Below are 14,443 nucleotides of genomic sequence, written 5' to 3'. Positions count from 1 at the left end.
GTGGTCGACTATCAATCCTTCCAGCTGCGCTGGCGGTCATCAACTTCACTCGCTTCGACTTCGTCCAGAAGTTCCAGATAGGTGTGGTAGCGCTCGGCCGCAACCTCCCCTTGCTCGACGCGGGCGATGACTGCACAACGCGGCTCGCTACGATGCCGGCAATTGCGGAAACGGCAGGTGTTGACGCCGTTCTCTTCAAAACCGGGAAAGTAAGCAGCCAGTTCCTGCGCCGAGATCGCCACCATGCCAAAGTCCTGAAAACCGGGGGTGTCGACAAGCTCACCGCCATCGGGAAGGAGATGCAGCGTCGAAACGGTCGTAGTATGACACCCCTTGTCATTGTAATCATTGAGCTCACCGACACGGAGATCGATGGCTGGACATAGCGCATTGAGCAGCGAGCTCTTGCCGACGCCGGTGGTGCCGACAAAGGCACCGCGATGGCCAGAACTGAAAAAAGCCCGCAGTGGCTCAAGTCCGACGCCGCTGGCGGCACTCAAGGGGAAGATGGGGAGAGACGCGGTATAGGTGGTACGCAAAGCAGCAAGGAGCGCCTCGCTGTCGAGATCGACTTTATTGACGACAAGAAAAGGGGTGAGGTCGGCAGCGCGGGCGGCGACGATGGCGCGATCCAGGAAATTGGGGGGAGAGATCGGCAAGGGGGCAACGACGATACCGAGGAGATCGAGATTGGCGGCGAGAAGGTGGATATGTCCGGTAGCATCACGCCGGCGCAGTTCGGTGCGCCGTGGTAAACGCCGCAGCACTTCGCCCTTGATGACGACTTCGTCACCAATCACATGCCCGGAGCGGCGCTTGACCCGTACTGCACAGCGTTCGCCATCGGCAAAAGCCACTTCAACAGCGACCCCATAATGGGCGACGATGACGCCATGGCGATCAGACGGGTCGGCTGCACTGTTCATCCGCGCCGTCATTGCCGGCTCACTACAACACAGAAAACCGAAGAGGCCGGAAAGATCCCGACCTCTTCAGCAACGCTATTCAGAAGAACCTTAATAACGGGCGTCGGCAAAATCGACCCAACCTCCGGCGGCGACCAGCGCTTTATCAAAGGGACTGAGCTCAAATGGAATGGCGATGCACTGCTGCCCGGCGGCAGCGGTAATGACCTGTTTGTCAAGATCAACGGCAATCTCCACCGCCCCTTGGGCCTTCAGGATAAAGAGGCGCTCAATCTCTTCCTTGGGAAGTTCGATGGCAAGCATGCCGCCGTTGAACATATTCTGCCGGAAGATGCGGGCATAACTCTCGGCAATGATGGTGTGAATGTCGTTGACTTCAAAGACCCAGGGGGCATGCTCGCGCGATGAACCACAGCCAAAGTTGGCGCGGGTGATGACCACCTTGGCATTCTTTAACGTCGCCCCGTTCGGGTCAAACCCTTCAAGCTTGAGATCTTCGAGGATATACGGTTTCAGGGCGTCCTTGGTCACCTCGGTCAGATATTTGGCCGGGATGATTTCATCGGTGTTGATATCGGAACGGTCGAGAAAGATTGCCGGTCCAGTAAAGTGCTTTTTCATAGAAGTGGCTCCCGGTAGCAGAGTGACATCAAATCGTGCGAGGGTCGGTCAGAACCCCGGTAAGGGCCGTAGCGGCGGCGGTAGCGGGACTCATCAAATGGACCATCCCCCCCTTCCCCATCCGTCCGTTAAAGTTGCGATTGCTGGTCGAAGCACAGACTTCGCCCTCGGCGAGAACACCGTTGCTCATCCCCAGACAAGCACCGCAGGTCGGATTGGTGACACAGAAACCGGCGCTCATGAAGATCTCGATAATCCCTTCTTGCATCGCCTGCTGAAAAATCTTCGGCGTGGCCGGCGAAACAATCCCGCGCACATTGGCAGAGATCGTTCTCCCTTTGAGAATGGCGGCGGCTTCGCGCAGATCTTCGATGCGGCCATTGGTACAGGTGCCGATGTAGATCTGATCGACCGGCGCCCCGGCCATCTCCCGCACCGGTTTGACGCAATCCGGCTTGAAGCCGAAAGTCACCATCGGTTCGAGGGTGGAGATGTCGAAATCGAGGGTCTTTTCATACACGGCATCATCATCCGACCACCACTGCTTGTAATCAGCAAGAGCGGCTTCGCGACTGGCAAATTCGCCGAAGATAAAGGGCCAGAGGTAATCGACGGTCGTCATGTCGGGCAGACAGATGCCGCTGGTGCCGCCGGCTTCGATCGCCATGTTGCATAGAGTCATGCGCGACTCCATGCTCATCGCCTCGATGACCGGACCGCGGAATTCGATGACGCGATCGGTGGCACCATTGACGCCGAGCTGGCCGATGACAAAGAGGATGACATCCTTGGCATAGACTTTCGGTTGCAAGGTCCCGATCAGATTAATACGAATCGTAGCCGGCTCGCGAAAGGCGCAGACGCCCTTAAGGATGCCGACTTCAAGGTCGGTCGTCCCGACCCCGGCGGCAAAGGCGCCGAACGCGCCGTGCGTGCAGGTATGAGAATCGCCCATAATCACCGTAAAACCGGGGCGGATATAGCCCTTTTCCGGGAAGATGGCGTGGCAGACGCCATTATGACCGACATCGAAGAAATCAGTAATTTCGTGCCGGCGCGCCCAATCCCGCAGCATCTTGGCTTGCAGGGCGGTCTTGCTATCCTTGGCCGGGGTGACGTGATCGATCACCGCCTTGATCTTGGTACGATCGAAGACGCGGTCCTTGCCCCGCGCCTCAAGGTCGGCAATCGCTACCGGAGTGGTTATTTCGTGACAAAGTACGCGATCGAGACTGAGAACTTTCGCCCCCGGAAACGGTTCATCGCGCAGATGTGCAGCAAAGATCTTTTCCGCAATGGTCTTTCCCATGAATCAAAGTATCCTTTCCTTAGCTGATAACTTGCCGTTCGTTATATACAAAAAAAACGGTGAAATCAACCGTTTAATACTCGCCAAACCCCGGTCCGCCGCCGTCAAACTTTGAGGATATGCACCGCGCAGGAGATACAGGGATCGAAGGCGCGGACAATACGCTGGGCCGATTCATTAAGATCAGCTTCCGGGGTGTCTTTTAGGTCCGCAAGGAGTTGCGCTTCGATGCCCCTTTGATTAATGGCGGTGGGGGTGACGATGTCGGCCGTCACGATTTTTCCGCGATCGTCCACCACATAGTGATGGATCAAAATACCGCGCGGCGCTTCGATCACTGCGGTTCCGGTTCCGGCTCTCATAGGGACAGGTACGCTGCCGGTTTCAGCTCCGCTCATTGCCAGTAAATCAAGGATCAGAGTCCGACTGCGTTCCAGGGCCCAAATGAGCTCATCGGCCTGGGCGACGTTGTTGGCATGGATCCCCGCCACCCCCGGCGCATATTCTCGCCCTTGCAGCTTATGATGAGCTTCTTGCCGGGCGAGCGCACCGGTGAAGAAGATCTCCGTGGACGGACTCTTGGCATTCGACCAAGGGAGCGATCTCTCCTTAAGTAAACCTGGATAAGCGTCAGCGGGGAGAATCCGACCATCCGGGAGGGAGAGCGAATCCCCTTGCAGAGTAAACTGAGCACTGACCGCAACCGTCAGGCGCGGAGCAATGACCGGCGCAGCGGGCGGATAACATCCCACTCTGAAAGGTTGCAACATCCCATCCAGCTGCCCCTGCATCGCTTCGATCTCGGCAAGGAGGGCTTGCAGGGCCGGGGGATGTGGAGCTGCGACAATTCCGCCGACTTCAATATTGACCGGATGAATCGCCCTCCCACCGGCGACTTCCTGTATCCGGTTGCCGAGGCGTTTGAGTTCGAGTCCGGCCTTGAGGCTCGGTTCACCCTGGGCGAGCAGGGTTAGAATACTTTCTGCTGCGCGCAAATCAGGGTAAATCAGGCAAAAGAGGTGTAAGGCATGGCTTTCAATGTGGCCACCGAGAAGGAGTAACTCACGAATCTTCACGGCCAACGGTGGGATAGTCAGCTGCAATGCATTTTCAAGGGCCGTCGCCGCGGCAATACGATGTACCGCGGAACATATAGAACAGATGCGGCAGACTAGGGCGGGAATCTCTTGCAAAGAGCGATTGCGCACCAAACCTTCAAAGAGGCGTGGCGCTTCGAGCAGGGCGAGCTGCACCCGTTGCAAACGACCATCCTGCACATGCAGATCGACACGCCCGTGCCCTTCAACGCGAGTGAGCGGTTCGATACTAATAACCTTCATCATTCCTCCAGAAAAAGCGCTGCAAGCGCCCGCGCACCTCTGTGGCGGTTAAACCGGTTTGAAGCAGCAGCTGAAAGTGCTCAGCAAAATTCGCTTCCGGGACCTCGCCACGGCAGCCTTCGCAGATGGCACCATAAGAGGGGCAGCGCGCCAGACAACCGCCGCGGGTCACAGGCCCGAGACAGGGCTGCTTGCCATCGATGAGCAGGCAGCGATTTTCCCGCAAACGACATTCCATACAGACCGGCACGGCATATTCAGCGGGGAGTCCCCCCTGCTGGAGAACCCCGAGTAATCGGAGATAATCGCTCCCCTCCGGCGGGCAACCGGGAATTTCTCCATCCACCCGGACAAAATTGGCAATCGGCTGCGCCGGGAAGGTCTCCGATGATAAAGTTTCTCCACCATAGATATCCGCAAGGAGTATTTCCCGACCTTCGGCTAGGGCATTGACGCCACCACTGAGGGCACAAGCACCGACCGCGATCAAAACCCTGGCACGACGCCGCAGCGTCAGCAGTCGTTGCAACGCCTCCAGCGAGGTAATCGAGCCTTCTGCAAAAGCAACATCAAGGGAGCAATCGCTATCGTTGCTCGAACTGAGCATCGGAAACTCGTCAATGTTAAAAAACTTTTCGACAAGTGGTAACTCCCGTTCGCAATTGAGAAGGGTCAGTTGACAGCCACCGCAGGAAGTATAGCGCTGGTAAGCGATGTGCAATTTCTCTCTCATCTCAGATCGCCTCCGGCATCATGCGCAATTCTTCCAGAGAAAAGACCGGCCCCTGACAACAGATATAGACCCCGGCAATGACACAGTGGCAACACTGGCCGACTCCACACTTCATTCTTCTCTCAAGGGTGGCATAGATGCGATCCGGCAGGACACCGGCGGCGGCCAGCCTTTCGAGAACATGTGCATAAAGGACCGGTGGTCCGCACACCGCCGCAACGGTTGTCGACGGATTGAAATCGATATCAGCCAAGAGGTCGCCGACCACGCCGAAGCGACAGGGAATGGCTCCTGCGCCACGCGGGTCTTCACCGGGAGCATCGACGGAGAAGGCCAGACGAATTGTCCCGGCCGCCGCCAAGGCCTCCAACTCGCGACGAAAGAGGAGTCGCGCGGCATCATAACTCCCATATAGAACTGTCAGCTCGCCTATTTCTCCCCGATGGGCAAGGAGCCAGTGCAGCAGTGTCCGCAGCGGCACAATCCCCAACCCGCCGGCGATCAAAAGAACATCCTTCCCCGGAAAGTTTTCTACGGGAAAGCCGCGACCAAAGGGGCCACGAATGCCGAGAGTAGCACCGACCGGTAAGCGATAAAGGGCTGAGGTGACCCGCCCGGCACGACGAATACAGAGCGGCAACAGGTCATTGGTCGGCCAGGTTGCTCCCGAAACCGGAAAGGCCCCAATCCCCGGTAACGACAGTTCGACGAATTGACCGGGGGCGATGGCCAGCGGTTGCGGCAGGCGGAAGAAGAAGAGATGGTTGTCGGGGACATCGGGCTCAATAGCTTCAAGGCGCGCCGTCTGTGGAATAAAATCGATCACTCTTCCTCCTCTAACGGCAACTGGTCGAGAATCTGCGCCAGATCGATCCCGACCGGACAGATCTGCTGACAACGCCCGCAGCCGACACAGGAAATAATGCCACGCTGTTCTCCAAAGCCAAGATATTTGTGTTCAAAACGGAAACGCAAGCGGGCAGTACGATCTGGACGGAAGTTATGGCCCCCTGCCACCAATCCGTGATCGCGAAAGAAACAGTTGTCCCAGACCCGTTGCCGCCGGATCACGCCACTCAGAGCCACTTCATCGACAATATCGTAGCAGGCACAAGTCGGGCAGACAGCGGAACAGGCGCCACAGGACAAACAGCGACTTGCCACCTCTGCCCAGACAGGATTATCGACACTCTGCAAAAATCGCGCGGCAATCTTTGTCGGCAGCGTTTTCTGTCCCGCCCAATACGTCTCGGGTAAAACTTTTGACGTCACAGCACCACTAAAATCCTGGAGAACTTTTTCACCCTGTTCAGAACCGCTCCAGATATCATTATCGGCAAAGAAGAGATCAAAGGGAGGGGGAGCGGCATGGGGAGGGCACTGGCAAGAGGACGAAGGGGAACAGGCGCGACCGATCACCAAAAGGTTGCGGCGACGTTGCTGGTAAAAAGAGTCCTCGGCATATGCCTGATCGAGATAGTCCAGGGCATAAAGGTCACAAGGAGCAACATCGATAAGGGCAATATTGGCAGGAGAGAACGAAACGGGTGAACCATCCTCCGATTGTTTCCAGAGCAGCTCTTTAGGGGGGAGAAGGATTTTCTTCAGGGGGATTAACGGCAGGCAGGAGCAAGAACCGTCGGCGCCATCACTCAATTCTTGCAGGCGACAGACTCCATCTGCAGCGACGACAGGGCGAATAACGGTCCATGCCGGTTGTAAACTTTTGACAAAACGTACGTAAAATGATTTTACGTCAGAAAACCCATCCATCAGTAAGCCTCCACAGCCGGAAAACAATAATTCTAACCGAAGAAGTGGTTACTTCAAGGGGACAGTCGCTAAAAACTCAAACGCAACCCGATCAAGGCGCTGTGACTCAAATATTCCATCCTGAATTCTTCGCCGTTGGCTTCCTCTAACTTCGCTTTTGCGGTCCTGAAGAGTCGATAACCAAGATCGAGAGTCAGCGAGTCAGTTATTGCGATATCTGCCCCGACTCCGAACTGATAAGCAAAGACCAGGGCGTCGTCATCGCTCAGGGGTTGGCCGGTCACATTCAAATCCGCAGAAGTGATCCGAGCGATACCGAGACCGGCCCCCAGATAGGGCGTCCAGACACTCTTGCTGCGATAGACACCAAAGGCATTAACAAGGAGGCTGTCGGCGATGACATCACCATCAGCGGCAACCTTACCGTCGCCAAACTCAGCCTGATCAAGACGATTGCTGCGCCGCGTATATTCGAGTTCAACCCGCCCTTCACCGATATCGCTTCCCGGCTCCAACTCCCAGCCAAGGACGATGCTGCCGCTCGGCGCCGGCCGGTATTCAAGATTAAAGGTGCCAAGGTTATCAGAGTTATCCGACGGTGCCAAGAACTGCCCACCGACAAAGACACCAAGATAAGGACCGGGGTTTTGTGCCCAGAGTGGGGAGGACAAAGCAAAAAAGAAGAAACAGCAAAGAAAAAATTGGCAGTTTTTTTTCATATGAATTCTATCCTATCAATGATGAGCACGAAGTTACTGACTGACTGTAAGAGTTTCAGTGTCTGATATATTACCGATTTTCGCCGTCAAAATGGCTACCCCGGCATCGACCGCTACCACCAGACCCGGGTCAAACTGATCGGAAAATCTGGCAACGTTCGAATCGTTTATCGACCACGCCACATTCTCAGTGACATCCTGACGAACGCCGTCTGTATAAAGTGCTTCCACTTTGAACTTTTTTTCGGTGCCGGCAAGAATCGCCGACGGCGTCGTGACCGCCGAAATGGTCAGACTTTGCAGGGTCCGTGCAACCACGGTTACGCTGGTCGTCACTGTTTGACCGCCGTAAGTCGAAGTGATATCCACTGTTCCTGGACTCAGCGCATGGACGCGCCCTTTTTCCAGGCCGTCATTATCGACAGCCGCAATCGCTGGATTCGCAGAGGTCCACGCGGCGGTGGGGGTCAGATCCTGATTGCTGGAGGAAAAAATCCCTGTCAATGAAAGTCGTCCGCTCGTAGCATTGGCGAGAGTCAGATTCGTTGGTGAAATCGCAATACTACTCAACAGCGGCTCCGTGACCGTCAGTAAAATCTCCCCCGTGGTCACGGTCGAATCATATGTTGCGAAAATTTTCGCCGGGTCACCAGCCGGGGTAACGCCAGTCGCCTGCACCCAGGCAAGACCCCCGCTGTCAGGGGTGACATTTACATTGACGCTGTTATCTGTCAAGACCACAGCCTCGGTAATATCGCGGGAAGCATTATTGCTGAAAGTGCCGCGAGCGGTGACACGGCTCACTGTATCCCTGATCAAGACGTTATTATTGGCTTGAGCAAGGGTCAAGGCAATGCTCTGCAGACTCCCGCCGGTGACTCTGAGATTTGACGTACCAATTCTTGTACCGAGGGTAGCTTTGATGGTGCTTACTCCCGGCGTCAGGGCCTTGACAATATTGCCAGTCGCAAGCGTCGCAACAGTTGGAGCAGTCGACTCCCAACTTACTTCCGTGGTGATGTCGCGAGTCGTTTTGTCCGAATAAGTGCCTTGCGCAGAGAAAACCTGAGTCGACAAACTCAAGATGGAAGGATTGGATGGTGTCACTGCGATCGTACTTAGCGTCGCGGCAGTGACGGTGAGAGTCGTGCTCGCAGTAGCAGTAGGACCGATATCAAACAACGCCGAGATTTCTGTCGAACCAATCTGAAGTGCGGTTGCCTCGCCCTTACTGGCAAATAGGTCGCTGACAGTTGCCACCGCCTCGTTAGACGAAAACCATGTGACATCTTTACTAAGGTCGAGTGTTATCCCACCTGTGAAGACTCCCTGGGCAGTAAATGCCTGGGACAACCCCAGCGGGAGAGATGGCAGTAGTGGCGCTACCGTCAAGGCCGTGATGACAGCGTCATTGACTGTCAGAATAATGCCGTCTGACACCACACCGTCCAGGACGGCAGTCACTATTGCAGTTCCGGGAACAAAAGCCTGAATGCGTCCGAAAGGGAGATCCGGGGGGAAATCAGCTGTGAGCTGTTGAGCGCTACTCCATTCAACTTGATTGGTAATATCGCGGGTAAAAAGTCCGGAAAAATTCCCTGTGGCAGTCAGTTGAGTTGAGACTCCTGAAGGCAAATCAACCACTGCGGAGGTAATGACAATCGACGTTAGCGGTGTGAACGTATTGAACCGCGTAGGCGTTTCAGTGCCACAGCCTGGTAATACCATTAAAAAAGCGACAATAATGCCAAGCCATTTCCCCATGCCATCCTCCATCATTTTTGACTCTATCATTCCGAAAACATTGAGATGTCAAGGCGGGACCAAAACTTTACATCACTGAAAAAAAAGCCGTCTCAGATTTTCGGAGACGGCCTTAAATATAACACAAATTTTACAACTGATTAAAGATTCTCAAGTTTCCGGATCGGTTTCTGCTCCAGGCGATTCAGGGCATTGATGAAAGCCCGCGCGCTGGCAACGATGATGTCGGAATGAGACCCCTGACCAAGAACCTCCCGGCCGTCTTCTTCCAGGCGTACGGTACATTCCCCCTGCGCATCGGTACCGCCGGTGATCGCTCCGACCGTGAAACTGACCAAAGTCGCCTTGCTCTTGGTCAGACTCTTGATCGCCTTGAAAGTCGCATCGACCGGGCCGTCGCCCATCACCGCAATCTTCTTGCTCTTGCCGGCAATCTCCATCTGCACCGTCGCCGTCGGCACGACAAACGATCCACTCGAAACATTCATCTGGATAAGCTTATAGCGTTCCTGAATGCGGACGATCTCATCGGCGACAATGGCGTCCAAGTCTTCATCAAAGATATCCTTCTTTTTGTCTGCGAGATTTTTAAAGCGGACAAAAGCCTTTTCGATATCTTCTTTGCCGAGCTCATAACCGAGATCTTTCAGCCGCTGTATAAAGGCATGACGGCCGGAATGTTTGCCAAGAACCAGCTTATTGGTATTCAAGCCGATCGATTCCGGAGTCATAATCTCATAAGTCGATTTCTCCATCATCACCCCGTGTTGATGGATTCCGGCTTCGTGAGCAAAGGCGTTGGCTCCGACAATCGCTTTATTCGGCTGCACCGCGATACCGGTAATCGTCGAAAGGAGTCGACTGGTCGGATAAAGGTGTTCGGTGGCAATCGCTGTGGAGAAGGGGAGGATATCCTGACGGGTGCGCAGGGTCATGACCACCTCTTCGAGAGAACAGTTACCGGCCCGCTCCCCTATCCCGTTGATCGTGCACTCCACCTGCCCGGCTCCGGCCTGGACTGCGGCAATGGAGTTGGCGACCGAGAGACCAAGATCGTTATGACAGTGCACGGAGATGACCGCCCGGTCGATATTCGGAACGTTCTCCTTGAGGTAACGGATAATGTTGAAATATTCATTGGGAATGGTGTAGCCGACCGTATCGGGAATATTGACGGTAGTCGCGCCGGCGTTAATGACCGCCTCGACAACCTTGGCCAAAAAGGGGAGACGAGTGCGAACCGCATCTTCTGCAGAAAATTCGACATTCGGTGTATAACCGGCTGCTCGCTGCACCGCCTTGATGGCGTTTTCAATGACCTGCTCTTCGCTCATCTTGAGTTTGTACTTCATATGAATATCGCTGGTAGCGATGAAGGTATGAATCCTCCCCCGCTCGCCGGCATATTTCAAAGCTTCCCAGGCGCGATCGATATCCATAAAGCTGGAACGACACAATCCGGCAATCTGCGGACCCTTGATCATCTGCGCGATCTTTTTGACCGCTTCGAAATCCCCTTCGGAAGCAATCGGGAAACCGGCTTCAATGACATCAACATTGAGTTTTTCGAGTTGCGTGGCAATCCGTAACTTCTCGTCGATATTCATACTGCAACCCGGGGCCTGCTCGCCGTCGCGCAAGGTCGTATCAAAAATCTTGATCATTTTGCTCTGACTCATGGTGTGCTCCTTTTGTAAGGGGTCGTTATAAAAACGCCGCTAACCTCCTGAAATACAGATTGTCTCATGGAATTTTTTAAGGGTCCAAAAAATAAAAAACTCCCGCCCTTTGACTACAGGGGCGAGAGCTTGAATGCTTCGCGGTACCACCCTGATTCAGCTCCCCGGAAGGAGCCCTCTTGATGCCGTTAACGGGGCCACCGGCGGAGACTAGATTCCCTTGCGGGGAAGATTCGCATCCGCAGCTCCAAGGCGAGTTCAGTCTCTTCTGTACCGGCTTGCAGCGACCGCCGGCTCTCTGGGGACAGAAGGGCAGACCTACTACTCCTCTTCATTGCTTTTGAAGTAAAATTTAAACGGTATTTAGCTGTTGCTGTCAAGTCATTTTCAACAAAATTTAAAATCTAGTCTAAACATCCCTCTTCAATATCAGGAAGAACGCCGCGGCCGGCGTGAAAATGAATACAGGTAACTGATCGGACCGGAGAGCATGTACGCAAACGCCAGAGTGAAAAGGCTGATTTGCGGCTTGGCAACAATGACGATAATCAAAAAAATCAATATCACCAGAACCCAGAAAGGCTGCCGTTTGAAAAGTTCCGGATCCTTAAAGGAATAGTAACGAAAATTACTGACCATCAGCATCGCCAGAACATATATCAGAACCAGGACTGAAATCTTTTTGATCTCCCCGGAACCACCGAGTTCGTAAAAGATCAGGACACAGGAAGCAACCATTCCCGCCGCCGCCGGCGTCGGCAGACCGACAAAGCGTTTGGACTCGACCGTCGCAACCTGCACATTGAAACGAGCCAGACGCAGGGCACAACAGACCACATACAGGAAGGCCGCCAGCCAACCAAGCTTACCAAAGGGTTTCAGTGCCCAGGCAAACATGAGGAGGCCGGGGGAGACCCCGAAAGCGACAAGATCTGCCAGAGAATCATACTCGACGCCAAACTTGCTGGTAGTGCCGGTGAGACGCGCGACCTTGCCGTCAAGACCGTCAAAGATCGCTGCAACCAGTATAAACCAGGCAGCGGCAAGGTATTCTCCGCCCATGGTCGAGACAATGCCGTAAAAGCCGGCAAAGAGACAACCGGTGGTAAAGAGATTCGGAAGAATGTACACACCCTTACGAAGACTTTCTCGGGGATCGTATCCTGGAACGTCCTTGCTCATTTCAAGTAACCCAAGATCGTTTCACCGGAGGTCGTGTTGTCGCCTAAGCGGACGAGAACGTTTGTATCCTGTGGCAGATAAACATCGACTCTGGAACCGAAGCGAATCAGACCGTAACGTTCACCGCGCTCTAGAAAATCCCCGACTTTCGGATAGGTAATAATCCGGCGGGCAATGAGACCGGCAATTTGGATAAAGAGGACCTTGCTTCCCGTGCTCGTCTGCATCAGCAGGCCACTCTGCTCATTCGTATGGCTCGCCTTATCGAGCGCCGCATTTAGAAAGTCGCCGGGATTGTAAAACTTATTGACGATTGTACCGCTGCACGGCGCCCGATTGACGTGGACATTAAAGACCGACATGAAGATACTGACCTTGTAGGTCGGCTCAGGGCCATACCGTTCATCAATCACTTCGCCGCAGAAGACAATCCGACCGTCGGCAGGGGCAACGACAGCATGTTCATCCTCGGGAATGCAGCGTTCGGGATCGCGGAAAAAGTAAACGGTGAAGAGAGTTAAAAGGAGGAAGGGGAGCGCAAAAATTCCCCATTTAAGTAAAGCGAAGATCAAGGTGACAAAAGCAAAGAGGGCGATGAAGGGATAGCCTTCGACCGCTATTGGTGAACGCTGATTAGCCATAATTCTCAATTATCCTTGACATGAAACCACCGGGGACGAGGATTCGTCCCCGGTGCGCGAAATGTCTTAGTTTTTTGCTTTATCGACGATCTTGTTCCGGCCGATCCACGGCATCATGCTGCGCAACTCGCCACCGACAACTTCAATGGGATGAGCGGCATTGAGACGGCGACGGGCCGTCATCTCCGGATAGTTGGTCTGTCCTTCAAGGATGAAGCGCTTGGCATACTCGCCATTCTGGATATTGGCCAGACACTCGCGCATCGCCTGCCGACTCTCGGCGTTGATAACTTTCGGGCCGGTGACGTATTCACCATATTCAGCGTTGTTGGAGATCGAGTAGTTCATGTTGGCAATACCACCTTCAAACATGAGGTCAACGATCAGCTTCAACTCGTGCAAGCACTCAAAATAGGCCATTTCCGGCTCGTAACCGGCCTCTACCAGAGTTTCAAAACCCGCCTTGACAAGCTCGACGGCACCGCCACAAAGAACGGCCTGCTCACCAAAGAGGTCCGTCTCGGTTTCATCTTTGAAGGAGGTTTCAATAATGCCGGTCCGGCCACCACCAATCGCGCTGGCGTAAGAAAGGGCGACATTCTTGGCATTTCCAGAGCTATCCTGAAAAATCGCGATGAGATCAGGGATGCCACCGCCACGGACAAACTCGGAACGGACGGTGTGACCGGGAGCTTTCGGAGCGATCATGATGACATCAAGATCAGCACGGGGAACGACCTGGTTGTAATGGATGCTGAAACCGTGGGCAAAGGCCAGAGTCGCGCCCTGTTTCAGGTTGGGGGCGAGTTCATCACGATAAAGCTGAAACTGGAACTCATCAGGAGTCAGGACCATCACCAAATCCGCCTCCGCAACGGCAGCGGCAACGCTCTTGACTTTCAATCCGGAATTCTCCGCCTTGATTGCAGAAGCAGAGCCTGCCCGCAGAGCAACGGTGACATCAACACCTGAATCTTTCAGGTTATTGGCGTGGGCATGTCCTTGCGAACCATAGCCGACAATGGCAACTTTCATCCCTTGAATCAGAGAGAGATCCGCGTCTTTATCGTAATAAAGTTTCATTCCTCAACTTCTCCTTAAATTTTGAAGTGATTTGATAATTTATTTAAAACTCGCCACACCTGCGCTCACGCACGAACGTAATTTTGGCTGCAAACTATAGCATGCAGCGCTGTTTACTGACAAACAAATTTAGTCGCATTAAAGTGAATTAGTCAGCGCTTCGCCACCCTTTGGAACCTCGGCCGACAACAACCGGACCGGAACGCACCAATTCCTTGATCCCGATCGGTCGAAGAATTTCGATCAATGCATCGATCTTTTGCGGTGAACCGGTTGCCTCGATTGTATAAGATCGCGGAGTAACATCGACAATTTTCGCTCGAAAGATATCTGCAATTCTCAATGCTTCGGCACGGGAAGAATCCTCGGCCGAAACTTTAACTAATGCCATCTCCCGCTCGACATAATCTTCTCCGGTGAAATCGATGACTTTAATAGTGTCGATCAATTTGTGAAGCTGTTTGGTAATCTGTTCGATCACCTGATCGTCGCCACTGGTGACAATCGTCATCCGTGAAGTCGTCGGATCGAGGGTCGGGGCAACAGAAAGGCTCTCGATATTAAAACCGCGTCCGGAAAAGAGACCGGAAATGCGGCTCAATACTCCGAATTCATTCTCTACCAAAACCGATATTGTATGTCTCATAATTATTTTCTCCTAAAACGAAGGCGG

14 protein-coding genes and 1 pseudogene are annotated in these 14,443 nt (G+C 53.9%); all 15 read right to left on the bottom strand.

Features of this window, described 5'->3' with window-relative positions:
• Positions 1-11: 11 nt before the first annotated feature.
• Entirely contained in the window at positions 12-938 is a 927-nt protein-coding gene (gene rsgA, locus CVU69_01245) for a ribosome small subunit-dependent GTPase A (GenBank protein ID PKN13823.1), read from the bottom strand.
• 78 nt (positions 939-1,016) lie between these two features.
• Complete coding sequence (gene leuD, locus CVU69_01240) at positions 1,017-1,547, bottom strand: 3-isopropylmalate dehydratase small subunit (GenBank protein ID PKN13822.1); 531 nt, start codon at positions 1,545-1,547, stop codon at positions 1,017-1,019.
• A gap of 28 nt (positions 1,548-1,575) precedes the next feature.
• Complete coding sequence (locus CVU69_01235) at positions 1,576-2,856, bottom strand: 3-isopropylmalate dehydratase (GenBank protein PKN13821.1); 1,281 nt, start codon at positions 2,854-2,856, stop codon at positions 1,576-1,578.
• A gap of 104 nt (positions 2,857-2,960) precedes the next feature.
• Positions 2,961-4,199 carry a hydrogenase gene (locus CVU69_01230; protein ID PKN13820.1) on the bottom strand — a complete coding sequence of 413 codons (1,239 nt, stop codon included), beginning with the start codon at positions 4,197-4,199 and terminating at the stop codon, positions 2,961-2,963.
• Positions 4,183-4,929: an NADH:ubiquinone oxidoreductase gene (locus CVU69_01225; GenBank protein ID PKN13819.1), complete on the bottom strand. Its 747-nt coding sequence runs from the start codon at positions 4,927-4,929 to the stop codon at positions 4,183-4,185. The genes CVU69_01230 and CVU69_01225 overlap by 17 nt, the downstream gene beginning before the upstream one ends.
• 1 nt (position 4,930) lies before the next feature.
• Complete coding sequence (locus CVU69_01220; GenBank protein ID PKN13862.1) at positions 4,931-5,044, bottom strand: hypothetical protein; 114 nt, start codon at positions 5,042-5,044, stop codon at positions 4,931-4,933.
• 63 nt (positions 5,045-5,107) lie between these two features.
• Positions 5,108-5,881: pseudogene (locus CVU69_01215) on the bottom strand (hypothetical protein).
• On the bottom strand, positions 5,752-6,702 hold the full coding sequence (locus tag CVU69_01210) for a 4Fe-4S ferredoxin (protein PKN13818.1): 951 nt from the start codon (positions 6,700-6,702) through the stop codon (positions 5,752-5,754). Before CVU69_01210 ends, CVU69_01215 begins: the two are co-directional and overlap by 130 nt.
• A 68-nt stretch (positions 6,703-6,770) precedes the next feature.
• Positions 6,771-7,421 (bottom strand): hypothetical protein, encoded by a 651-nt coding sequence (locus tag CVU69_01205; protein ID PKN13817.1) that lies wholly within the window; start codon positions 7,419-7,421, stop codon positions 6,771-6,773.
• A gap of 33 nt (positions 7,422-7,454) precedes the next feature.
• Entirely contained in the window at positions 7,455-9,215 is a 1,761-nt protein-coding gene (locus tag CVU69_01200; protein PKN13816.1) for a hypothetical protein, read from the bottom strand.
• 110 nt (positions 9,216-9,325) lie between these two features.
• Entirely contained in the window at positions 9,326-10,864 is a 1,539-nt protein-coding gene (locus CVU69_01195; GenBank protein PKN13815.1) for a 2-isopropylmalate synthase, read from the bottom strand.
• 429 nt (positions 10,865-11,293) lie between these two features.
• Positions 11,294-12,046: a CDP-diacylglycerol--serine O-phosphatidyltransferase gene (pssA, locus tag CVU69_01190; GenBank protein PKN13814.1), complete on the bottom strand. Its 753-nt coding sequence runs from the start codon at positions 12,044-12,046 to the stop codon at positions 11,294-11,296.
• On the bottom strand, positions 12,043-12,687 hold the full coding sequence (locus tag CVU69_01185; GenBank protein ID PKN13813.1) for a phosphatidylserine decarboxylase family protein: 645 nt from the start codon (positions 12,685-12,687) through the stop codon (positions 12,043-12,045). Before CVU69_01185 ends, pssA begins: the two co-directional genes overlap by 4 nt.
• A gap of 66 nt (positions 12,688-12,753) precedes the next feature.
• Positions 12,754-13,770 (bottom strand): ketol-acid reductoisomerase, encoded by a 1,017-nt coding sequence (locus CVU69_01180; protein PKN13812.1) that lies wholly within the window; start codon positions 13,768-13,770, stop codon positions 12,754-12,756.
• A gap of 148 nt (positions 13,771-13,918) precedes the next feature.
• Positions 13,919-14,416 carry an acetolactate synthase small subunit gene (locus CVU69_01175; protein PKN13811.1) on the bottom strand — a complete coding sequence of 166 codons (498 nt, stop codon included), beginning with the start codon at positions 14,414-14,416 and terminating at the stop codon, positions 13,919-13,921.
• Positions 14,417-14,443: the final 27 nt, after the last annotated feature.

Source organism: Deltaproteobacteria bacterium HGW-Deltaproteobacteria-4 (assembly GCA_002841765.1).
In the GTDB taxonomy this organism is placed as follows: Bacteria; Desulfobacterota; Desulfuromonadia; order Desulfuromonadales; family UBA2197; genus UBA2197.
This window is presented reverse-complemented; position numbering and strand designations above follow the sequence as displayed.